This is a genomic window from Escherichia sp. WS568 (assembly GCF_046486085.1).
In the GTDB taxonomy this organism is placed as follows: Bacteria; Pseudomonadota; Gammaproteobacteria; order Enterobacterales; family Enterobacteriaceae; genus Escherichia; species Escherichia coli.
Window position 1 is genome coordinate 105,384 of sequence record NZ_JBJQMC010000015.1, and the last position, 23,092, is coordinate 128,475.

General features: G+C 47.4%; 14 protein-coding genes and 3 pseudogenes. 4 read left to right on the top strand and 13 right to left on the bottom strand.

Annotated elements, in window-relative coordinates:
* Positions 1–29: 29 nt before the first annotated feature.
* The 9 genes from iatD to mdtM form a co-directional block, all read right to left on the bottom strand.
* The gene (gene iatD / locus ACJHWR_RS16885) at positions 30–5,270 is read right to left on the bottom strand and encodes an inverse autotransporter IatD (protein WP_000168882.1); all 5,241 of its coding nucleotides are present in this window, start codon (positions 5,268–5,270) and stop codon (positions 30–32) included.
* Between the two features lie 210 nt (positions 5,271–5,480).
* The gene (locus tag ACJHWR_RS16890) at positions 5,481–6,659 is read right to left on the bottom strand and encodes an MFS transporter (protein WP_001089434.1); all 1,179 of its coding nucleotides are present in this window, start codon (positions 6,657–6,659) and stop codon (positions 5,481–5,483) included.
* 67 nt (positions 6,660–6,726) lie between these two features.
* The gene (locus ACJHWR_RS16895) at positions 6,727–7,569 is read right to left on the bottom strand and encodes an SdiA-regulated domain-containing protein (protein WP_000746215.1); all 843 of its coding nucleotides are present in this window, start codon (positions 7,567–7,569) and stop codon (positions 6,727–6,729) included.
* 254 nt (positions 7,570–7,823) lie between these two features.
* Complete coding sequence (locus tag ACJHWR_RS16900) at positions 7,824–9,797, bottom strand: pentapeptide repeat-containing protein (protein WP_000378531.1); 1,974 nt, start codon at positions 9,795–9,797, stop codon at positions 7,824–7,826.
* Between the two features lie 321 nt (positions 9,798–10,118).
* Positions 10,119–10,385 (bottom strand): DUF3343 domain-containing protein, encoded by a 267-nt coding sequence (locus tag ACJHWR_RS16905; protein ID WP_000657678.1) that lies wholly within the window; start codon positions 10,383–10,385, stop codon positions 10,119–10,121.
* Positions 10,382–11,149 (bottom strand): putative 2-hydroxyacyl-CoA dehydratase activator YjiL, encoded by a 768-nt coding sequence (gene yjiL / locus ACJHWR_RS16910; protein WP_000331743.1) that lies wholly within the window; start codon positions 11,147–11,149, stop codon positions 10,382–10,384. Before yjiL ends, ACJHWR_RS16905 begins: the two co-directional genes overlap by 4 nt.
* Positions 11,150–11,158: 9 nt before the next feature.
* Positions 11,159–12,310, bottom strand: coding sequence for a double-cubane-cluster-containing anaerobic reductase (locus ACJHWR_RS16915; RefSeq protein ID WP_012311630.1), 1,152 nt, complete (start codon positions 12,308–12,310; stop codon positions 11,159–11,161).
* 114 nt (positions 12,311–12,424) lie between these two features.
* The gene (locus ACJHWR_RS16920; RefSeq protein ID WP_001037380.1) at positions 12,425–13,705 is read right to left on the bottom strand and encodes a DUF445 domain-containing protein; all 1,281 of its coding nucleotides are present in this window, start codon (positions 13,703–13,705) and stop codon (positions 12,425–12,427) included.
* Positions 13,706–13,745: 40 nt separating this feature from the next.
* Positions 13,746–14,978, bottom strand: coding sequence for a multidrug efflux MFS transporter MdtM (gene mdtM, locus ACJHWR_RS16925; RefSeq protein WP_001136985.1), 1,233 nt, complete (start codon positions 14,976–14,978; stop codon positions 13,746–13,748).
* Between the two features lie 466 nt (positions 14,979–15,444).
* Between mdtM and ACJHWR_RS16930 the strand changes: the two genes are divergently transcribed.
* Positions 15,445–16,401, top strand: a complete 957-nt coding sequence (locus tag ACJHWR_RS16930) for an Rpn family recombination-promoting nuclease/putative transposase (RefSeq protein WP_000181181.1) — start codon at positions 15,445–15,447, stop codon at positions 16,399–16,401.
* 242 nt (positions 16,402–16,643) lie between these two features.
* Here the strand turns inward: ACJHWR_RS16930 and ACJHWR_RS16935 are convergent, their stop codons facing one another.
* Positions 16,644–18,056 carry a PLP-dependent aminotransferase family protein gene (locus ACJHWR_RS16935; RefSeq protein ID WP_000199305.1) on the bottom strand — a complete coding sequence of 471 codons (1,413 nt, stop codon included), beginning with the start codon at positions 18,054–18,056 and terminating at the stop codon, positions 16,644–16,646.
* 176 nt (positions 18,057–18,232) lie between these two features.
* On the opposite strand from ACJHWR_RS16935, the gene ACJHWR_RS16940 reads away from it, so the two are divergent.
* The 3 genes and pseudogenes from ACJHWR_RS16940 (at position 18,233) to ACJHWR_RS16950 (ending at position 20,587) form a co-directional block, all read left to right on the top strand.
* Positions 18,233–18,397 (top strand): DUF1127 domain-containing protein, encoded by a 165-nt coding sequence (locus ACJHWR_RS16940; RefSeq protein ID WP_000394263.1) that lies wholly within the window; start codon positions 18,233–18,235, stop codon positions 18,395–18,397.
* A gap of 96 nt (positions 18,398–18,493) precedes the next feature.
* A pseudogene (locus ACJHWR_RS16945) lies at positions 18,494–19,147 on the top strand (DUF262 domain-containing protein); the annotation flags it as partial.
* A gap of 276 nt (positions 19,148–19,423) precedes the next feature.
* Complete coding sequence (locus tag ACJHWR_RS16950) at positions 19,424–20,587, top strand: DUF1524 domain-containing protein (RefSeq protein ID WP_105075117.1); 1,164 nt, start codon at positions 19,424–19,426, stop codon at positions 20,585–20,587.
* A 46-nt stretch (positions 20,588–20,633) separates the two neighbouring features.
* Here ACJHWR_RS16950 and symE read toward each other — a convergent pair whose 3' ends face one another.
* The 3 genes and pseudogenes from symE to ACJHWR_RS16965 all read right to left on the bottom strand — a co-directional run.
* The gene (gene symE, locus ACJHWR_RS16955; RefSeq protein WP_000132634.1) at positions 20,634–20,975 is read right to left on the bottom strand and encodes an endoribonuclease SymE; all 342 of its coding nucleotides are present in this window, start codon (positions 20,973–20,975) and stop codon (positions 20,634–20,636) included.
* 214 nt (positions 20,976–21,189) lie between these two features.
* Positions 21,190–21,399, bottom strand: a pseudogene (locus ACJHWR_RS16960) (type I restriction enzyme endonuclease domain-containing protein); the annotation flags it as partial.
* A gap of 228 nt (positions 21,400–21,627) precedes the next feature.
* Positions 21,628–22,983, bottom strand: a pseudogene (locus tag ACJHWR_RS16965) (DEAD/DEAH box helicase); the annotation flags it as partial.
* Positions 22,984–23,092 lie beyond the last annotated feature (109 nt).

Below are 23,092 nucleotides of genomic sequence, written 5' to 3' on the forward strand. Positions count from 1 at the left end.
ACAAGGGTATCCTTAATAACCTGCTGAAATTAAAGTGATTTACGGCAGGCGGTCAGTTGGGGGCTGGAATCAGCGTCGCTTCCGGTCATACCCGTTAGCATCTGCACATAGTAGTGCCGATTGTAATCATCAGATTCACTTGTCCAGTAAGCACCTTGTGTAAATTGCGAATTACTGGAAAACGCTCCAACGTTCCCCCATTCACCATATAGCGATCCCTGTGTGCGTTGGTTTTCTCCAGACGTCAAATGTGTGATGGCAGGAAGAGTATATCCATCATTTTTAGCATGACAGAGCGCATTGGCAGCTAGCCAGATATTGGTATGATTTCCATTATTCACCCACCAGCCTTTCAGCTTAATTAAGGTCTGGTAGGTTGTACCTCCTTGTCGGGGAACAGCGCTTATTGTGACTGACGTTTGATCGCCGATATTTGCGAAAGAAACCTTACCTGACGCATCGACCGACACCCAACTCTGTGAACTTGAAAACATATAATCATCAACGGTTTTACCCGCTTCAAAGTTATCATTGTTGAGTGTGTAATACGCTCCTGCAAAACCTTCGCTCGGGAATTTAGCCGTGGAGAAGGTATGGTTGTTTGCAGTGACATGACCGGACATTTCTTTTATCGAGCGGATGAGATTCAGCGATACGCTTAAGTTTGCCTGATGAACCCCGTTCAGCATGGGAATGAGAGTCGCTGTTCCCTCTTTTCCGCCAGTGACAGTCACGGTGTACTCGCCATAATTTCTTTGGCTGTAATCAATATCGCTCAACTTGAGAAAGTTCACGAAGGGGCCTGACTGGACAAATTCCAGATGATCAGACGTCACTATCGGGTTACCGTACTTGTCTTGCAATGTTAGCGTAAGTTTTGCGCTCTGCTGGTAGTCAGCCTTCAGAGTGTCAACGTCGGATTTCAAAATTGACTTACTTTCATCGGCCGTGCCGGCAACCAATGTAATGGTTGCGGATTGGTTGGCTGTACCAGGAACTTGCACATTGACTATTAAGGTTTCTGCCAATGTACTGGTTATTGTCGCCGTGACTTGCCCGGACTGATCGGTACGCGTAGTTGGAATATTAACTACCGGGCTGCCTTTGGTGTCTAAGGCATAACTAACATCGACACCTTCAACCGGGAATCCGTAATCATCTTCTACTCGTGACGTGATGGTGCTGCTATCAACGCCGTCGGCGGTTATGGTGTCAGGAGAAGCCACGACGCTCACAACATGTGCCGTTTTAGCATCTGCCTTAACCGCAACCGTTACCTGGCTCTGAACGGGAACATCTTTGCCCATTGTGGCCGTAACGGTATAGACATTCACTTTGTTACTGGTCAGCGTCACTTTGGCCTGACCAGACTGGTCAGTAAGGATTTCCCCTGTATTGCTTAGCGTTGCACCTTCAGGCGTTACGCTAAAGGTGATAATTTGCCCAGGCATCAATTCATCCCGCGCATTTCTCGCCGTTGCGGTAAGCGTAATACCTTCACTGTTATGGACCGTGGTTTCTGGCTTCGATGATGTTAACTCGAGCTTGCCATTTGCCACATTCACGTCAACCTTACTACTACTGTTATTGTCCAGCGTTGCCGTCACCTGATAAACCCCAGGCTGGGTGCTAATAAGGTTAACGTATGCATAACCGTTATTATCGGTGTAAGCCGTATCGCCTATCGTAATGTTAGCTGTTGGCTGCGCACTTAATCTGACGCGTTGACCTGATATTACATTGTTAAACGCGTCCTGGACGAGTATCCGTAGCGTGATGTTTTCGCCAACCGTTATCGTTTTTTCGGCTCCGGTTATACTTATTACCTTCGCCGAACTTTCATCCGGCAGCACTGATAAACTAAACGTTTTATTATCGGAGACTTGCGCTTTCCGGCTCACCACGACGTTATGTTGCCCGGCAATATTGCTGGTCATTGTTACCGTCGCCTGACCCAGCGTATTGGTGGTGACTTCTGTTCCACTTAGAGTGACATCGTTACTCTGGAAAGTGACCAGCTGGTCTTTAAGCGGATTTTGGTAAGCGTCCAGGATCGTTGCCGTCAGGGTACTCCCCGTACTGTCACCCGCAACAATGGTATTTAATGAGGCAGTCAGCGGCTGGAGCTGCGCACTGTTTGTATCCCCAATAAAAGTGACTTGCTGATGAGCAACGGTGTTATTTCTGGTCAGCGTCGCCGTAACTGTAAACTCACCCGCTTTTGTGCCTCGCAATGTAACCACGGCATCACCGTTTGCATCGGTGCGGGCGGTCTCACTACTTAGCGTGAAGTTCCCGGTCATGGAGGCTGGCAAGGTAAATTTCACATCCTCATCCGGCAACGGGTGTCCATAAACATCTTTCACACTGGCTGTCAGGATAACGGTATTTGTATTGTTAGCGATCGCACTGCCCGACCCGGCATTTAAGGTCATTACCGATTGTTCCCTGTTTGGGACCACGGTGATCGTGACCGACTGGTGAATATTTTTATCCGCCTCAAGCGAGGCATCGACGGAATAGCTACCAGCTTTTGAACTGGTCAGGTGCACTCGCACAATACCGGACTGGTCTGTTGTGGCGGTCGTGTTGTCCAGTTGCGAGCCACCAGGTGCCACAAAATTCACTTTCATATCTTTTAACGGGTTGTTATGAAAGTCTGTGACGGTGGCGGTCAGAGTACTGCCCTGGCTGTTGCCAGCAATAATGGTATCTGGATCGGCAACCAGTTGTTTGAATTTTGGCGTACTCGAATCGCTAACGAATTTCGCAATTATCCGTTGTGAGAAACCATTTGGCAGCGTGGCACTAATCGTATTTTCTTCCGCAACCTGACTTACCATGTTGATTGTGGCAACACCATATGCATCCGTATTTTGCTGCGGCGGTTCGACAAATTCAGCGCTTCCTTTTTCATTCTTAAAGGTGACCTGATGATTTGTCAGGGGATTATCACTCTCATCAGTGACGTTGATCGTGAGGGTATTAAATGTCTTTTTATCGGCGTAAACGTCATTATTTGTCGCTGATAATGTGGCGACGCGAGCCTTATTCTGGTTTGCCTCAATGTTATAAATATGCGATTGCAGTGGAGCATTCCAGTTGTGAAGGCTAAGTTGTGCCCTTAGTGCTGTCCCTTGCTTATGGGCCGGATAATTCGCGGCATAAACGCCCGGCTGCTCTTCGTGCCAGACAATCGTGGCGCCAGGTTTGCTGTTTTCGACAGTAACGGCTTTTACCAATTCTTCTTTTTGATAAGCAACCGGTTGATTGCTGTCGTCTTTCAGTTCCACCCTAACCTTGATGTCGTCTCCGGCATAATACGATACGTTATCTATTGTTATTGATGAATGGTCGCGGGATGAGACAACAGGGACGATATTAACGACGATGGATTCTTTTACCGCACTCTCACCGTTAATTTGCGGCGTCAGTGTTACTGAACCTGATGTCGTTCCGGCGGTCAGCATCTGTGTGTAACTACCATCTCCGTTATCTGTCCAGTCAGACAGGGTGATATCCTGAACGCCTTCACTGCGGGTTTGCAGCGCCAGCCCCGGCACCGGAGTTCCGTCGGAATCGTGTGCAGTAACGGTCAATGTGGTCGTCGATTTTTTATCTGCAGCTACGGTTAGCGGATTAACGGATAACAGAGAATCTTTCTGGCTTAATGTCGGAGCCTGAATGACGACCATGCTTTGTTCATGACGTGACAGGTTACCTTTTACATCCTCGGCGGTAACGTCTATCGACCATGTATTATCGGTTTCTGGAGTGTTAGTGAAGCGGTAACCTGGCAGCGTGACCGTGATATCTTTTCCAGACGTCCTGACTTTACCTCCGGCAGCTTCCAGCGCAGCGGCTTCGATGTTATAGCCTTTCAGGGCATATTTGGTCTGTATCGAGGAAACCAGCGGTTTTATTTCTCCAGACTTTCCTTTCACCGGATCCTGCAGACTCAGGTGAATCAGCTCTTTCTTGCGATATTCCAGAACGATGTTGTTGTTGCGATCAATCAGGTCATAACGACTACCGGCCAGACTGCGCCGTCCGGCCACTTCGTCCGGGTTAAGCTGTTTCTGCATTGAACTGCTGGGTTGCCAGGTCAGATCAACGGCAAAACGTGTGTCATTTTCACCTTGTTTCCCCTGACGCTGTTCCGCACTGAGAGTCAGAAGCGGGAAGGGGGTATAGTTGAGGCCCGCGGTAATAGCATGGGGATTACTTTGGCGATCATTCTTGTCAAACAGCGCCACTTCATCACCATAGTATTGTTCATAGACCAGTTTTCCACCCAGTTGTGGCCAGGCTGGTAACCAGCCTTCCGCGCGTAAATCCCAGCCGTTGGCCGGGCGGGCTTCGTAGTCATTATCCAATTCCGGTGCGCTACGCCAGCCGGTCAGGCCGATATAAGCGTTGCTGCTCAACTTCAGATAATCACGCCAGTATTCTGCGCCAAGCCCCGCGCGGGAGTGATAGCGGCTCAGGTCGTGGTCAAAAAACAGGTTGATGCCTGACATCCAGCTGGGGGTGAAATGACGCCAGCCCAAACCGGTGTTGATCTGGGTACGATCGTCTGTTCGGTGAAGGGTATGCTGGCTGAAGAGCAGATAATCGGGTGTGTCATACCACGGATGCAGGAAGTCGAATTGCGAATTTTTCAGGCTGAAATCTTCATCCACACCCAGAGAGATTTTCGCAGTGCCAAAGTTATTTAACCAATCAGTCATCGCGCCTGAGGCTTCTGAAGACGCCCAACCACGCGCCATGCCGCTGGCCTGCTCACTATTCATATCTTGTGAAAGCAGGGGGCCAACTCGCTGCGAAGTGCTGGCTATTTGATTCTCCAGCGTGTTTTCGCCATTCGCAGGCGGTACGGCATTTTGTTGCTCATGACTTTTCTGCAAGGTTGTTGCCGGAACATCCAGCTCTTCACCCTGGCGCACGTTATCAAAGCCGCGAGCAAAAGTACGGAACTGATTAAGACGACGAAGCTCCTCCAGTGAAATACCGAATCGATCAGCAACGCTTTGCGCTGATTCCAGCGCACCAAGCGTGTAAGGCACAGTATTATTTTCTATTAGAGGGGACGGAGATGAAACTGTCGTCTGAGGCTTAGCGTGTACCACATTTTGTGCCGTCGCCATGACGGGGAAAAAAATTTGTGTAAATAAACAAACTCCGGCGGTCAGGCGGCGTATTTTGTCACCCAGACCACATAAAGAGTTTTGATCATTATTTTTTATTTGATGCGCATTTGTTGAAGCCATAGTGACCTTCCGTGAAAAAACAGAATTAAACTTGTTTTTTCTAGCACGGAGATATAATGCGATCCTGACTATAATATGACCAGAAATAATGAATTAGCCGTGGAATTGCTAAACCAGGATTAATAACGGCGGTGGCTGAGTACCTCCAAAGAAAAAGGATGTTTTAATTATTTTACGTGATGTACTGAAAAGTTAAATTCGTTAAATTACTTAAGAATCATTCGTATGCAATTTGAATATTTGCATCCCGCAGATTAATGCTGCGATAAATAGCGCCGCCGCGCCGCAGAGCGTGGCACTGGCGAGGGCCGACGTTCCGTTGCCGAGCATACTGGTCAGCGCCGGGCCAAGAATTTGCCCGATACCATAAATGAGTGTCACAAAGCCCAAAAGGTTAAGATTTCCCGGCACGCTAAGCTGGCGGGCGATGGTCATCACCAGCGAGGTCGTTCCCATAAAGGTGCCGCCAAAACCAATACTGCTGATGATGAGTAATAAAGGAGAGCTGCTGGCGAGGGTTAACAGCACGCAGATCGCCTGCACCAGCAAATTCGCGGTCAGGCAAGGTAATGCTCCCCACCGTTTGGCTGCCCACAGCCAGCCAAAGCAACCTGGGACAATCGACAAGCCGACCAGTGTCCAGAGGTGAGCCGTCAGCACAGGCTGGCCCGCGTCTTTCGCCATGAGCGGCAGGTAGGTGGCGACGATGATATAACCAAAACCCGCCAGACCATACAGAATCGCCAGTAACCACCAGCTCATGGGTTGTTGCGCGATTTTTGCCAATGGCGCTGGCGGGATAACGTGTTTATTCGACGGGATGAGCAGCGCCAGAGCAAGCAATATAATGGCAGAAAGTGCTCCGGCACCTTGCCACAACGTTTGTGAAGAGAGGGCAAAATGCAGGCCTGCCAGCACATATTCATTGCCCAGAGCGATGCCGACGCCAACACCAGAAAATAGCGCCGCAAGGACAAAGGGATGACGAGTATGCTGCATGATGAGCGTTGAGCCGAAAATCAACATCCCGGCGCTGGCGACCCCCGCCAGAAAGCGAATGATGAAAACCAGAAGAAACGGCGGCAGCCACGCCATCGCGAGGATTAATAATCCGGTTGCGAGGGCGGAAGCTAACAAGAACGGGCGCAGGCGTGAGGGTAAATGAAACGCGCCGAATGAAAACAGCAGGCTCCCCGCCAGATACCCGGCATAGTTACCACTGGCGATCCATGAGAGTTCGCTAAAGGAAAATTCGCCTTCCGCCAGCATGACTGGCAGCATCGGCGTATAGAGAAAGCGGCCTAAACCCATACCTAAGGTCAGAACCAGCATCCCGAATAACGCGGTGCTGAAAGAAAAACGTTCTACGGGATGCGATGTCGAATTCATGTTCTTCCTTGTTTGTATTATTTTGAGTTAACAAGTTAATAACAAAAAAGGAGAACCTGCCAGACTGTTATCGTGATTTTGTCGACGTAAAGCGATAAAAAAGATTGGGTTCGCCAACGATATAGATGTTGCCACTGGCATCCATCGCTATCCCTTCCGCCTGCTTGATATTGTGTGAAAGGCCATACCTGCCTTTGGTTAACGACATTTCGCCGATCACGTCACCTGTCACGGTCACTTCCTGCAGGGCGCGTGACTCATGTGACAACACCAGCAACGTATTTTTCTGTGGGTTAAATTCCGCGCCAGAAACATCGTCTAAAGTAAACTGACGCTGCAACGCTTTATCTTTGCTGATATGCAACTCATCGCTACGCAATAGCCCGGTTACTTTGTAGACCTCTATCGGATTTTTCTCTTTAAAAAACCAGAAGGTATGGTCCTGAGAGGAGTAAGCCAGCCCTTCAAAGCCACAGTTAGTTGGTGTTTCCTGCAATGGGATTTTAATTTTTTTGAGGATGCTTACTTCCGACTCAGCGTTAAGTGAAATCACATAAATGGCGTAGTCACGTTCATCACTGATGACAAATTTATTATCACCAATGTATTCAATCGTCTCGAGATCCTTAACAAAATCGAGCGGAATGGTGCGGATCAGGTCACCCTCGGTCGTCATTTCAACGATGGTTGCAGGTTTGTTGATAGTGCTAAATAAGGTATTGCTCTGCGCAGACCAGGTCAGTGAGGAGATATTTTTAGTTACTCCTGTAATCTCTTTACCATCGATAGTGGCCTGATAATTCTGAAACCCTGCGACATGCTGGCTTTTACGGACGCAGGATTGCACAAAAAACAGGCTTACCGCCACGATGGCGCAAAGAAAAACGATAAAGGTGATGCGCTTTTTCAACTTGTTGCTCCTTATTATTGCTTTTTTCTCGTCAAATTCAGTGCGACAGATAAGGAGTATACGGATGAAGCTTAATGAATTCTTAACGCGGGCGATGAAATAGTAAACGCCGCAGGGGGCGGCGGTTGTCTCTGGATGGCAGAACATTTTCAGCTTACATCGACTGATAAATGCGCCTCATCCATGAATGATAGATGAGGCGGTTAACAATTTATATCCTCTGCCATACTCACTCTGTTTGGGTGATTATTGAACTACTCGTCAACTATATACGTTGGCTGATAAGACGTTAAACCCGGAATGGAAAAACTGCTATTCACTTCTTTCTTTAAACGGGCTTGATTAAAACTGGTACTGTCCTGTTGCTCGGTACTGTTCTTGGCTTGTTTATCGGTACTGTCATTGGCTTTTTTATCGATATTATCATTGTAAATATATGCTTTCTTAAGAGAAACATTATTCACTTTGGCATTGAAAAAACAGGCATTTTTAAAAATCGTATCTATAAATATCGTATTGAACAACCATGCATGGTTAAACAGAATATTAGAACCTTTTGTACCAGTGAAATTAGTATTGTCAAATTTTGCAGCCGAAAAGTTTGTATTTAAGAGTTTGCATTTTGTTAAATTAGCGTTAGTAAAATTGGTATACATGCAGCTAATATTAGTAAGATCTTTGTCTGAAAGATTTTTCTCTGATAGATTGGAATTATCAAATACTGCTCCAATAATTAATGACGGAAAGAAAATCACTTTTGTGAAATCTATGTGTTCAAGATAAGCGTTACTAAGGTCACTTCCAGTAAAATTAACGCCAGTGAGAACTTTTCCGCTGAAGTTGCTGTTCCGTAGATTTGCATTTGTAAAATTTATATTAAACAAGTGGCGAACTTTACGAAAATCGATTTTTTCTAATGAGGCGTCAATAAAGGTTGCATAACGGAGATCACAATCGGTAAAATCCACGCCTTCACAGATCGTACCGGAGAAATCCGCATTTCTAAGAATGCTGCCATTAAAATTGACATTCCTTAGCGCCATTTTCGACAAGTCTATGCCGGTTAAATCCATCTCTGCTAAATTCAACCCTTCTATACACCGTTGACCCGATTCATCTTCAGGGATAGCAGTGCTAATAGTATTGATGACAACATCACCTATCTTGAAGGTCATTGTAATTCCTGCATCAGAGATAGAGACTTTTCGCGTAAGACGTTCACTGTTATCTCCAGTGATACTCTTCTGAGCAACATAAAAGCGCTCGCATGTATGGCAAAATCTTTTCCAGCTCTCATTTGGTGTCAGATTTTTGTCCGGGAGGAAATTAGCAATGCTATAAAGATCGTTCAGGACGCTACTTCTTATTTCAGGAGAGGCGCACTCTATAATTTCAGAGGTGGATATTGTATTTTTAATTTTATCTATATTATCCGTGAGATTTCGTGATCCTGCTATATTTGGCTGCTGGTGGTTTTCTCTGTAGTATTGCAGCACATTTTCCCATTGTAAGTTTGTCAACGAGATAGTTTCAGTCTCGTTATTGTTATCCCGTATTGTTAATTGATTTTCTACTGGGTCAAAAGAAATCATGAAGTTATTCAGATGTTGATATTGATGAGTGGCATCTAATTTCACTTCAAATGAATTTGAATTTTTGCAGGCATGTGTTAAAAACTTATCACAGGGAAGGTATTGCTCTTTATCTACGTGCTGTGGGTCATTTCGCAAAACAGAGAAAATACTCTCTTTCAAATTGTTCTTGTCAATATAGATTGGTAGTTGCGCTTTTTGTTCCATTATTTTAATAAACTGCTGCAGTTGCTCGGTTTTAACATTGCAACCATGACTTATATCTTTGTGTTTAATAGTTAATACGCTTTCATTATCATCTTGTCGATTAAATATTATTTTTAGATCGCCAACTTCAAACTCATGTAAACTATTTCTTTTGGTTCTGCCGATGATTTGCTCTGTTGTTGATGAATATCGATTTAAGGTTAATTCGAGATTATCGGGATTAGAGATAAGGTGAATAAAAAGATTCAGTACACGCTTAATCAAACCGTCATTCAAATGATTTATATCATAATTAATTTGTTTTTGTATGGTTTCAATTTCCGTGTTAATATCAAATGGTTGGTTATTTTTTTCATGGCAAGGTTTTAGTCCCGAATACATGTTGAATGCTGGGAGAATATCCTGGTATATGTTAAATGTTGAGTCCATAATTTTATCCTTGAATTGCGAAATGTTCTTCTAAATCTAAAATAATCAGGGGGTGTGGGTAAAGATAAGCTTCACACTGAAACTTATCTTTATCATTACCACACCCGGTAATCATTTTATTGCTCTATGTATAATTATGGGTTTAAGTATAATACAATGTATGTTGTATTTTAGACGCGCAATAGTAAGGTGCTATCAAAAATCGCTCATTTTGTGGGTGGGAAATATTTCACATCATTCACATCAGGCGAGATATTTAATACAACTTCCTTCATGCAGGATTATGTGCAGCCAAATATCCGGGCGTTATATTTAAAGGTCTTATTGCCTGGTTGACGCTTCTGAATCGTAATGCACCACGCACTGCCAGTCGCTGCCCTGCTGGCAATATATCGCTTCGGTCTGCCCAGGGATCACCCATTGTATTTCCTCGCCGGGGGGACAGGTCAGCCAAATGCATAACCCGCAGCCGCCGCGTAAATCACGGGGAATATCGCTGACGCGAAAAGTCATGCCCGCTGCCTGCAACGCCTTGCGGGTTTGTATGACGCCGACCGTGGAGTGAAATAAAAATAAAAACTCTTTCATCGGCGTGTCCTCACTCGTTGACCAATTACCGCTGCGCCAATTGCGCCAGCAAATTGCGCATCAGGATGGGTATTTACCGGCATTCCCAGGTGAGTTTCCAACATCCGGGCAAACGTCTGGCAATGACTAACGCCACCAGTAAACAGAATCGGCGCTTCACAGGAGAGACGAGCAATGAAATTGGCACTCCGCCGCGCCATCGCGTTAATCACTCCAGCGAGAATCGCTTCTGGCGCGACGCCCGCTGAGCGCAGGCTGATCACTTCTGATTCGGCAAACACTGTGCACATACTCGTGATGGCGTGCGGTCTGACATTTTCAGTAATGCTGTCGAGTTGCTCGACGCTGGTGCCAAGCGTGCGCGAGATCACCTCCAGGAAACGCCCGGTGCCCGCCGCGCATTTGTCATTCATCAGGAAATCGCACAGGTTACCGTCATCATCAAGCTGAATCACTTTGCTGTCCTGACCACCGATGTCGATTACTGCGCGCGTTGCCGGCGCAAGAAACCGTGCGCCCAGCCCGTGACAGGAGATTTCCGTCACCTGTTTATCGGCAAAATCCACCAGTTGCCGTCCGTAGCCGGTGAGCGTCAGAAACGGCGTTGTTTCTAACCCTTCGCGCAGAGTTTCCCAGGCTTCAGTAATTGCTGTTGCCGGGCGAAAGGGTGTTGGAACGAGGAAACGGCGCGTAATCACGCCGTCTGCCAGTAAGATCCCTTTGGTGGCGGTTGAGCCGGAATCAATGCCAATCGAATATGCCACTGCCACTCCTTACAGCATCTCAATAAAGGCCGCGACACGGGTGCTGAGCTGCCCGACATCTGAGGTGGAGTAGTCTGTTTCAATAGCGATATAAGGAATGTTGTGCTGCTGACGCACATGACGTTTAATCGCCAGCGATTCCACCGCGTAGGTATGGCACGCCTGCAAAATCACATCAACTACGCCATCGACCTGATATTCTTCAACCATCTGGCTGAGCATTTGCAGGCGCTGATCGTTCGGCGAAACACAGGAGCAGCCAATCGCCAGATATTTATCCGCCAGCGCGTCGTACACATCACCCGTTTCCGCCACGCATTGCTCGGTGGCTTTCGCCCCGGTGCAGTTTTCATAACCGACAACCCAGCCGCCATTCTCTTCAATCGCGCGCACCACTTTCTCTGCTGCGCCGCCAATTGGGCAGCCGGTGATTAAAATGCGTGGACGCGGGTCCAGTCGCTGGCCTTCTTCCCACTGCTGACGAACGCGGGCGGTCATTGCATCCAGTTCGTCAACCAACGCCTCTTTATCGAACCGGAAGGTTGCGCCGTAAACCACTTTCAGAATGTCGCTGCCGCTAAGCGCCGGAGGATTTAACTGCCCAAGATGATAAAAATTAGCCAGTGCGCGACGTTCGCGGTTTTTCAGCGCAATGGCATCGCGCAGAGCATCTTCGCTAATCTCGTGTCCAAAACGTTCCTCTACCGCTTTTTGTAAGCGCAGCATCTCAGCTTTCCATAATGCACGCGAGGCATCGTCCTTAACGCTGTTGGGCAATTGCATCACATGCACGGGCTTAAACTCTGCCATGTATTCATACATTTTCTTTTTGCCGTCGCAGGTGGTTTCACCCACCACCAGATCGGAAAAGTAGAAGTAGGGGCATTTATCGGTTTTGCCGAAGCCGTAGCTGCTTTTAATCAGCGGGCAGAGATTGCGCGGCAGATCTTTCTCGGCTTCTTCAATGGTTTCATCGGAGGTGGAACAGAGCGAAACCACAACTGCACCGGCTGCCATCGGGATCTCTTGCGGCATAAAGGTGCAGTAGGTGCCAACCAGCGGAATGCCGCGCTCCTTGAGATCCATGACGGTGAGAAAGCCTTTCTGGCGAGCTTCAGAGAACTGATCGAAAATAGCGGGTAGATCGGTGACAAGTGACATGATTTTCCTTCCCCGTACCACGGGAGATAATGAAAAGAGGCCACATCATTACCATTCTTTTAGTGTGGTTTATTTGATCTCTCTCGCGGTTAGCCAATAGTTTTTCATGGATTTCTAAAAATTGCCGAGGGGGAACAAGGCCGGGAGCTGCGACAGCAAATACAAAATTAGCCCAATACAACCGCCAACTAGCGTACCGTTGACACGGATAAACTGCAGATCTTTGCCAATATTTAACTCGATTTGCCGCGACATATCCCGCGCATCCCAGCTTTTTACTGTATCGCTGATGTGGCGCGTCAGGAATGCGGAAAACTCAGGCGCGACGCGGTGCGCGGCTTGTTCCAGGTGACCATTTAACGACGCCCGCAAGGCATCATCGGCAATTAACGTTTCACCAAACCATTGACCCGCTCGTGCGATACGTTCTTTCACACGAGAATCTTCACTGTTGATATCCACTTTCAGCCATTCCCGTAAATCCCCCCACAATTCACTGAGATAGCGATTAAAAGCTTCATCTTCTTTCAGATAGCTTTTTACGGCATCGGCTCGCGCTGCCATTTCCGGATCGTTTTTCAGCTTGTCGATCAGGGCGAAGGTGGCGCGATCAAACGCATGGCGGATCTGATGCGCACGATCGCGACTAATATCATCAAGCAAAGAATTCACCGCGTCAGAAACCAACTCCGCGCTATGTTCGCCCAGCCATTCAGTGGGCAAAATTTTGGCTTTCAGTGGATGCTCACTCTCCAGCCAGCGAACAATCTGCTGGGCGATAAACTTGCGCGATTTATCGCGCTGGAGAAGGGCGATCAACTGTGCGATCAGCGTATCCAGCAGCACCTGATGACGATCGTTTTTGGTCATACTCTCCAGCATCAACGCACTGGTGCCGGAAAGATCGACCTTATCAATCGCCCGATGGACTGCGCGCTTAAGCAGGCGCTGAATACGCGCATCATCGGTCAGTTCAAGAAAACCACTCATGATCTGCAACAGATGCTGACCAACGCGGCGGGCGTTTTCTGGCTGACTAAACCAGTTGCCAATCAACAACGCCGGTTCGTGACGTCGAATCAATGCCACCAGCGATTGGGTATCGAGAAATTTTTCCTGCACGAACTGACCGAGATTTTCGCCAATCCGGTCTTTATTACGCGGGATAATCGCCGTATGACGAGAAATGATCGGAATCGGCACGCGGCGAAATAGCGCCACCACCGCAAACCAGTCCGCCAGCGCGCCGACCATCGCCGCTTCAGCAATCGCCTTCACGCCGCTCACCCAAAAATTGGGCGGCAAAAACAGCGTAACGACAAAGGTAGCAGCGGCGATAAGCAGTAAAGAGAGCGCCAACATTTTGGCGCGTCTGAGTTCAATGAGTTTATTCATAACGTTAAGAATAGAGCCTGACGGCAGGATCGCGCAAAAATCACCGCTCCTCCGCCAGCTCGGCAGCCTGATGCTGGCGCACGCGATTGAGCAATCCCGCCAGGGTGAAAACGACGATAACGCCCGCTAAAACGGCTAACAGATGAAACGGCAAGCGACCGCCGTTAAACCACAGCCAGCGGCCGATTTCGACCGAGACCGACATCACCATCAGGATCACCATATTTAGCGATGCGGAGACGGTCCCTTTCGGTAAGTTATTGGAAAACAGCGTAAAGCGGAATAAGGTCGGGAAAATCAAACCAATCCCGAAAGCATACAGACTGGTGCCCAGCACCGACCACAGCCAGACGTGTGGCGACAGCAAATTGCCGACAATCAACAGTGCGAGGCCGGCCAGTTGAATGGGCACGGCACGCCAGATAAACCGCGGTTCGGTCGGATCTTTAACGAAACGCGCCACGATGGCATTCGCAACAATCACCGCGCCGAACACCGGAACCTGTGTCCAGGCGAACTGCGAGGTCGTTAAGCCGCCTGCGTCAATCAGGATCACCGGCGAGACAGCCACCCAACTCATCATCGGGATATAGCTTAAAGAGATGGTTGCTGCGCCAAAGAGGAACAGCCGATTGCAAAAGACATTACGAAAATCGCGCAAGACGCTTTTGGCGCTAAACGGAACCGCGCCGCGCTTCACCGTCTCTGGCATCGCCAACAGTAAGCCAACAAATGAGATAAAACCCATAACCGCAATGATGGCAAAAAGGACTTTCCAGTGCATAAAGTGCATCAGAGCTGCGCCGGAAAGCGGGCCGATAATCGGCGCAATCAGTACGATGGAGGTGATAATCGCCATCAACTTGATCCCTTTTGTCTGTCCGAACGCCTCCTGCACCGTGACATAACCAACGGTGGCAATAAAACAGATACTGGTGCCCTGAATTGCACGCGCGATAAGAAATTGTGTCATTGACGTGGTGAACATTGTCGCGGCGCAGGCAAGGGTAAAAATTAACGCCCCGTTAATCAGCACCGGCCTGCGGCCAATCCTGTCGGAAAGCGGCCCCAGCAGCCACTGCAATGCCATGCCTCCAGCGAGATAGAGACTGACGGCAGCCGGGGCCAGACTGACATCGGCATTAAAATCACGGACCACATTAATGATCCCTGGCTGGATCAGGTCCGTCGACAGATACGCAGCAAAGTCATACAAAATCAACGCCATCGGGAAAAACAGCGTGGCGGCATGGCGGGCAAAAAAACGTGGCATAACAAACAACTCCTTGTCCGGAGAACCCCAATGGGGAAAACGAAATTCAATACCGTCGGTAATGACGAAAGGCAGGCGAGAAGGGCAAATGTACTGAATTTCATGTAATCAACCACACTGCCTGTGAACACACAGACAGAGAAATACCTTCTGACTCCAGGTCAGAATGTATAACGATTACAAATAGTCATCAGCACATTACACCTCTTGAATTGATGGGTTGCATAGAAAATATACACCTTAAGTGTAATTAAAATTTGCGGTTAATCAAAAGAGTGCGGTGGAAAGGGGAATATCTGCCGGGTACAGGAAATGTAAAACGCGAGCCTGTTTCCGGAAAAATGTATCGTTTGCAGAGGAACAAAAATAGCCTGGAAAGCACCTCGGGGAACGAGAAATTGCCGGGTGAGAATGGTTTTGTTAGTCGCTACAGTCGGGCCATCTTATCTACAGGTGACGGATCGCCATGACAAACTTCACGACCAGCACGCCGCATGACGCATTATTTAAATCTTTTCTCACCCACCCTGACACCGCGCGGGATTTTATGGAGATCCACTTACCCAAAGATTTACGTGAACTGTGCGATCTCGACAGCTTAAAACTGGAATACGCCAGCTTTGTCGATGAAAAATTGCGGGCGCTACATTCCGATATTCTGTGGTCGGTAAAGACCCGCGAAGGAGATGGCTATATTTATGTGGTGATTGAACATCAGAGCCGCGAGGATATCCATATGGCCTTTCGCCTGATGCGATATTCCATGGCGGTGATGCAGCGCCATATCGAGCATGATAAACGCCGGCCGCTACCGCTGGTCATCCCGATGCTGTTTTATCACAGTAGCCGTAGTCCTTACCCCTGGTCTTTGTGCTGGCTGGATGAATTTGCCGACCCGGCTACCGCGCGGAAGCTTTATACCGCAGCGTTCCCGCTGGTGGATGTCACTGTCGTGCCAGACGACGAGATTGTGCAGCATCGCAGAGTCGCCCTGCTGGAGTTGATCCAAAAGCATATTCGCCAGCGCGATCTAATGGGGCTTATTGATCAACTGGCAGTATTACTGGTTACAGGGTGCGCTAATGACAGCCAGATAACCGCGCTGTTAAATTACATTTTACTGACTGGCGATGAAGCGCGTTTTAATGAGTTTATCAGCGAACTTATCCGTCGAATGCCACAACACAGGGAGCGAATAATGACGATTGCAGAGCGAATTCATAATGATGGATGGCTGTTGGGAAGGGAGAGGGGGAGGAAAGAAGGGAAAGAAGAAGGGGAAAAGAGCCTCCTCCGATTGTTGTTGCAGAATGGGGCGGATCCTGAATGGATACAACGATATACCGGACTTTCGGCAGAGCAAATGCAGGCATTAGAGCAGCCCTTGCCTGAAAGCAAGCGCGATCCATGGATCGAGTACTAATCAGAGACTGATGACAAACGCAAAGCAGCCTGATGCGCTACGCTTATCAGGTCTACATAACCCATTAAATATATTGAATTTTAAAGATTTTGTAGACCTGGTAAGGTGTTCACATGGCATCCGGCATGAACGAAGCGCATTTTGCCTAAGCCATGCTGGAACGTGGAGATGACCCTGCAAAGATAAAACGAGTCACACGCTATTCGTGAGAGGAAATCAGGGGGCTCGCCACTATTTCGAATTCATTCCATTGCCCGATACACGGCTTCGCCAATTTGCTTCAGTGCTTCGCGATAGGTTTCGCTGAGCGGCAAAGCGCAGTTGATGCGCAGACAATTACGGTATTTGCCGGAAGCTGAGAAAATCGAGCCTGCCGCCACCTGGATTTTCATGCGGTATAGCTGCCGCGCAACGCAAACCATATCGACCTGTTCAGGCAATTCGATCCACAGTAAAAATCCGCCTTTCGGGCGCGTAATACAGATTTCGCAGGGAAAATATTCCCGTATCCAGCAGGTATAAAGCGCCAAATTGCGCTGATAGATCTGCCGCATCCGCCGGATATGGCGATGATAGTGACCTTCCAGCACAAACGTTGCCGCCGCCATTTGCGTGGACGGCACATTAAAGCTGCTGATGGCATATTTCATATGCAGCAGTTTATCGTGATAGCGCCCCGGTGCGACCCAACCCACGCGCAGGCCTGGAGCAATACTTTTACTGAACGAGCTGCACAACAGCACTCGCCCGTCGATATCCCAGGAATGAATGGTCCGCGGGCGCGGATACTCCGTCGCCAGTTCGCCGTAGACATCATCTTCAAAAATCACAATATCATGACGCTGAGCGAGAGAGAGAACGGCCCGTTTGCGCGCGTCCGGCATAATAAATCCCAGCGGATTATTACAGTTTGGCACCAGAATGATGCCTTTAATCGGCCACTGCTCCAGCGCCAGTTCCAGCGCTTCAACGCTGATGCCTGTTTCTGGATCGGTGGGGATTTCAATCACTTTCACGCCCATGCCGCGCAGCATCTGCATCGAACCGTAATAACAGGGGGATTCGACCGCGACAATATCGCCCGGTTTACACACTGCCATCAACGCCAGCGACATCGAGTTATGGCAGCCGCTGGTGATGATGATGTCATCGGCGGTGACCACCGAGCCGCTGTCGAGCATCAGGCGGGCAATCTGCTCGCGCAATACCCGCTGGCCGGCTAACAAGTCATAACCGAGAACGGTTTGCAGATTATGCTGCACCACCCGGCTTAGCTCCCGCCACAGCGGTTTCAGGCTGGGCGTTTCGACATCCGGCGTGCTTTTACTTAACGGAACAATGGAACTGTCGCTATGCGCCTCCAGCATATCCAGCACCTGATCCCACTGGGTAATTTCCACCGGGCGCTGCACCGGACGCGTCATCGGCGGTACTGGCGGCTGGGCTTTACGTTGTGCGACAAAATAACCCGAACGCGGCTGCGGAGTGATGAGCTTCATCGTTTCCAGCGTCTGGTACGCCTGCTGCACGGTACTGATGCTGACGCCGTGCTCCTGACTTAAGCTGCGCACCGACGGCAATTTCTCCCCGTGACGATACAGCCCTTGCTCAATCCGCTCGGCAAGCAAAGTCGCCAGATGTTGATAACGCGTCATGCTGTATTCCTTATTTGGACCATACAGAGAGAAAAACCGGTACAGATGAGGCTAAAAAACCGGATGCAGATGCTGTTTTAACCTGTCTGTATGTTAAATAAAACTAATATTTGCATCTGTATTGTGAACTGCCAGAAGGCGGATGATGAAGCCTCTGAAAGATGAGGAGGCAGCAGATGGAATTTCACGAAAACAAAGCTAAAGCACCGTTTATTGGACTTGTGCAACTCTGGCAGGCAGTGAGGCGTTGGCGGCGGCAAATGCAGGCCCGGCGGGTGTTACAGCAGATGAGTGATGAGCGGTTGAGGGATATTGGGTTACGCAGGGAGGATGTGGAGTGATGGGGCAGTTCGTCGCGGATAAACAGGATTTCTCTATAACCTCCACAAGGAAGTGGTTATTATTGCGAAATCATCGCTTCACGGAAAGACGTCAGAATGAAAGCTACAGAAGCCCGCCTACTCGATTTTTTAAAACGTTCGCAGCAGTTTGTGATTCCCATTTATCAACGGACTTATTCATGGACAGAACAACAATGTCGGCAACTTTGGGACGACATCATTCGTGCCGGAAAGCGTGACGATATATCAGCGCATTTTATCGGTTCGGTTGTTTATATTGAGCAGGGGTTGTATCAGGTTTCTGGTATTTCTCCGTTACTGGTCATTGATGGTCAACAAAGGCTGACGACCGCAATGTTGCTGATTGAGGCTTTATCGCGTCATCTTGGCGAAGACGAAGTTTTTGATGGCTTTTCAGCAATGAAATTGCGTAATTATTATTTACTCAATCCTTATGAGTCCGGCGAGAAAGGATTTAAATTACTGCTGACCGAGACTGATAAAGACAGTTTGCTGGCGTTAATAAAACAAAGACCAATGCCAGAAAACTATTCCCATCGAATAATGGAAAACTTTACTTTCTTTGATGAGCAAATTGCCAAACTCGGTGATGACTTGATCCCCTTATGTCGTGGGTTAGCAAAATTATTAATTGTCGATGTGGCGCTTAATCGTGGTCAGGATAATCCGCAACTGATTTTTGAAAGTATGAACTCTACCGGTAAGGCGTTAAGTCAGGCCGATCTGGTGCGCAATTTTATTCTGATGGGTCTCGAACCAGAGCATCAAACCCGGTTGTATGAAGATCACTGGCGTCCAATGGAAGTCGCTTTTGGTCAGCAAGGTTACAGCGAATATTTTGACAGCTTTATGCGTCATTATCTGACGGTAAAAACGGGGGAGATCCCTCGTACAGATGAAGTCTATGAGGCATTTAAACTCCATGCCCGCAGCCAGAGTGTTGCTGAAAAAGGCGTGGATCACCTGGTTGAAGATATTCACATCTACGCGGAGTATTACTGTGCAATGGCATTGGGTAAAGAAAGTGACAAATCGCTTGCTACGGCTTTTCAGGATTTGCGCGAGTTAAAGGTCGATGTGGCGTATCCTTTCTTACTGGCGCTTTATCATGACTATAAAAATGGCGATTTGCCTCACGAAGATTTCCTGAGCATAATTCGTTTAATTGAATCTTATGTTTTCCGCCGTGCAGTATGTGCGATTCCGACAAATTCTCTTAACAAGACGTTTGCTACCTTTTATAAGGTCATTATTAAAGAAAAATATCTGGAAAGTATTCAGGTACATTTTCTGAATCTGCCTTCATATCGTCGTTTCCCCAACGATGATGAATTTAAACGGGAATTAAAAGTTCGCGATCTCTATAACTTCCGCAGTCGCAGCTACTGGTTACGACGACTGGAAAACGATAAACGCAGAGAGCGCGTGGAAGAGTTTACGATTGAGCATATTATGCCGCAGAACGAAAATTTGTCGGCTAAATGGCGTGAAGAGCTGGGAAGCGACTGGCAGCGTGTGCATAAAGAACTGTTACATACGTTGGGGAATCTCACATTAACGCGCTATAACTCCCGCTACAGTGACAGACCTTTCGCGGAAAAACGCGATATTGAAGACGGCTTTAAGCATAGCCCGCTTTATTTGAATATCGGTCTTGGACAGTGCGAAAAATGGGATGAAGCCGCCATTCGCGCCCGTGCCGATCGTCTGGCCGATCTCGCGGTTCAGGTCTGGCAAGCGCCTGCTCTTCCTGAAGAGGTTTTAGCTGTTTATCGGGCGCAGCCTGAAAACAAAACCAGTTATAGCCTGAGTGATTATCCTTTTCTTGCTGATGGTTCGCATAGCCGGGTGTTATTTGATCATCTTCGCGATGAAGTTATGCGCCTGGACGCAGGGATCACGCAGGAAGTATTGAAGCTCTATATTGCGTTTAAAGCGGAAACGAATTTTGTTGATGTTGTGCCGCAAAAAAGCCGACTGCGATTGTCGCTTAATATGCAGTTTCATGAACTGGTCGATCCGAAAGGTATTGCCAAAGATGTGACAAATGTTGGGCGCTGGGGCAATGGTGATGTGGAAATTGGTTTCAGCGACCTCGCACAACTTCCTTACGTTATGGGATTAATTCGTCAGGCATTTGAAAAACAGATGGAGAGCGCGTTGGTCTAACACGGCGAATAATACCCGGTAGCACTGGCGCTACCGGGTCAATGTATCAGGCGACTTTCTGTTTACCGGCAATCACCCCAATAAATTCCCGCACCTGCTTTTGTTTACGCGCTGACAGCTTGCACACCTGGCGCAGTGACTGCATCAGTTCGCTCTCTTCGGCGGTGGGTGGTTGGGCGGTGAGGACAATACAGCCTTCCATCACTTTGACATCTACCGCCGTGCCGGTAGCAAAACCGGCGGTTTCCAGCCACTGACCTTTCAGGGTGATGGCGGGAATACGGCTGTAATCCGGGTAGCGACTCGCATAACTCACGGTTAATTGACGGTTATTTGCCGGGGAGACTTCTGCTTCGAACGGTTGTGCAATAGAATGCGTGTCAGTCATGATTACTATTCTCCATAAATAGTGATTGTGATGAGCGGTGCGGGTGTGTTGGCGCACATTCGCACCGCGCTAAATACCTGGACATATCATCAGTAAATACAGGGAAAGTCCAGCTAAAAATAGAAAATAATAAAAGCGTTACTGGAAATATCTGGAAGAGAAATTAACGTTAATTCACAATGGCCGGATAACAAAGTGTATCCGGCCTTCATAATTAATTTAAAGCACTCATATGATGTTCTTTAAAATTCTCTGCCTGTGCCAGCACACCCATATAAACATCATCATTCGCTACTGGCGGGAACTTATGCTTGTGTAGAAGCAGAATAAGTTCAACTTTCAGTTTCGCTTTAATATCATCGCGTTTACTCCAGTCAGTATATTTCGATGTGTTGTCAACTACGCTTTTCATCTCTTTTGCCAGTAATTTTTGTAATAACTGGAACTTCGTTGTCGGAAGTTTGAACTTGTTAATTCCAGTGGCTAAAGCGCTGGAATTTAACAGCAAAATGGTACGCTTTTATCACAGCAAAGATGAGAGGGAGATGATGGCGTTTTTGGTAGCGGCTATCAGGCGTGACTAATATCTTAGATATACATTCATAACGCCCGGTACAGCGTTACCGGGCGTTATGGAGATAATTTATCATTTTTACATATATTGTGGGCTTTGCTCATAGGTTTTTAGTAGATGCTCATTTAACGCACCTTCACCGTGCAAGGTTACCAAGAGATTGCAACGTGCTCGGGTAAAACCTACATAGAGTCTCTTTATATCCTCACTCAAATCATCGCTATTATCCCGTGTTCTCGCTGCATCAATAATGACAACTGAGTGAAACTCAAGTCCTTTACTGCTGGGTAATGGCATAACAGAAATACGCTCTTGTTCTGGCGTCCAGGACTTTTTATCTGCAGAGCTTACAATAAGATTAAAGGGGATGTTTTTCGATTCAAGTACAGAGCTTAGAGAGTTAGAAAGGGTGTGAGTTGATGGACTTAGTATAGCAATTTCAGACCACGGAATCCCTTGTTCATTTTGCTCTGTAATCCATTCGACTGCTCGTGCTATTTCTTCGTCCTGTGTGTCGAAATGTTCAAGGTTGGGATAATCGCCATTCATTCCTCCCGCAGCAGGTTTATGATAGGTTAAAGAACTATCGATATGGCTATTAAGATAATTAAATGCAATGCAACTGGCAAAGTGTAGGATTTGCTGTGTGTTTCTATAATTTATATTAAGAATGGTTGTGCGTCCTGTCGCTTTAATATCTACGCTGGACAGTGTAAAGTCTAATGCTTTCTTTTTTTGGTAAATTGACTGAGCATCATCATAAAGGAATAGCAAATTCTCGTCCTGAGAGTCAGTCATTTTTGCCAGGATTTTTAACCATTCTGGCTTAAAATCATGTCCTTCATCAATTAATACAGCGCTGTATTGTTCTGGTTTTATTTTTCCTGTCTTGAAACCATCAGTCAACGCTAGCTCCATATTTTCAAAAATATTATCCCCTTCTGGAATAGTGATCTTGTTTTCTTTAATTTGTTGGAAACACCAAGCATGAAAATTTTTAACCTTTATTTTCTCTGCAAAGGGATGATTGATGAACATCGACCGAAGTTTTTTGGCTAAAGTAATATTGTAGCAAATGACAAGAATTGGCTTTTCGCTGTCATTTTTTTTCGCTAATTCCTGACAGCGATGATAGAGGATCAATGTCTTCCCTGAACCTGCAACACCATGAATGATCCGGTGGCCATCTCTCATACTTCTGGCAAGTTGTTCCTGTTGAGTATCCAGGATAGAAATGATGGTTGGTGCATCGACACTAAATTCATCACGGTTTTTACTTCTCTTTTCCCTTTCTATTCTGACATCGGGGTATAAGTGCCATCTAATCCTGTTCAACTGTTCTTGTGTAGCATGACATTTGAAGTCATATTTAATCAACGAATGTATTTTGGATGAAACATCCTCTTTTGACATGAATTCATTTATTTCGTCTTTGGATTTGCCCCTATATTTCCAGACACCTGTTATCACTTAACCCATTACTGGCCTGCTGCCGCAGATATTCCCGTGGCGAGCGATAACCCAGTGCACTATGCGGATGCCA

Coding starts and splice junctions, on each gene's coding strand:
- ACJHWR_RS16940 (WP_000394263.1), top strand. CDS start 18,233: ATGGAATTTCACGAAAACAAAGCTAAAGCACCGTTTATTGGACTTGTG.
- ACJHWR_RS16915 (WP_012311630.1), bottom strand. CDS start 12,310: ATGTCACTTGTCACCGATCTACCCGCTATTTTCGATCAGTTCTCTGAA.
- ACJHWR_RS16930 (WP_000181181.1), top strand. CDS start 15,445: ATGACAAACTTCACGACCAGCACGCCGCATGACGCATTATTTAAATCT.
- ACJHWR_RS16920 (WP_001037380.1), bottom strand. CDS start 13,705: ATGAATAAACTCATTGAACTCAGACGCGCCAAAATGTTGGCGCTCTCT.
- symE (WP_000132634.1), bottom strand. CDS start 20,975: ATGACTGACACGCATTCTATTGCACAACCGTTCGAAGCAGAAGTCTCC.
- iatD (WP_000168882.1), bottom strand. CDS start 5,270: ATGGCTTCAACAAATGCGCATCAAATAAAAAATAATGATCAAAACTCT.
- ACJHWR_RS16890 (WP_001089434.1), bottom strand. CDS start 6,659: ATGAATTCGACATCGCATCCCGTAGAACGTTTTTCTTTCAGCACCGCG.
- mdtM (WP_001136985.1), bottom strand. CDS start 14,978: ATGCCACGTTTTTTTGCCCGCCATGCCGCCACGCTGTTTTTCCCGATG.
- ACJHWR_RS16905 (WP_000657678.1), bottom strand. CDS start 10,385: ATGAAAGAGTTTTTATTTTTATTTCACTCCACGGTCGGCGTCATACAA.
- ACJHWR_RS16950 (WP_105075117.1), top strand. CDS start 19,424: ATGGCATTGGGTAAAGAAAGTGACAAATCGCTTGCTACGGCTTTTCAG.
- ACJHWR_RS16900 (WP_000378531.1), bottom strand. CDS start 9,797: ATGGACTCAACATTTAACATATACCAGGATATTCTCCCAGCATTCAAC.
- ACJHWR_RS16935 (WP_000199305.1), bottom strand. CDS start 18,056: ATGACGCGTTATCAACATCTGGCGACTTTGCTTGCCGAGCGGATTGAG.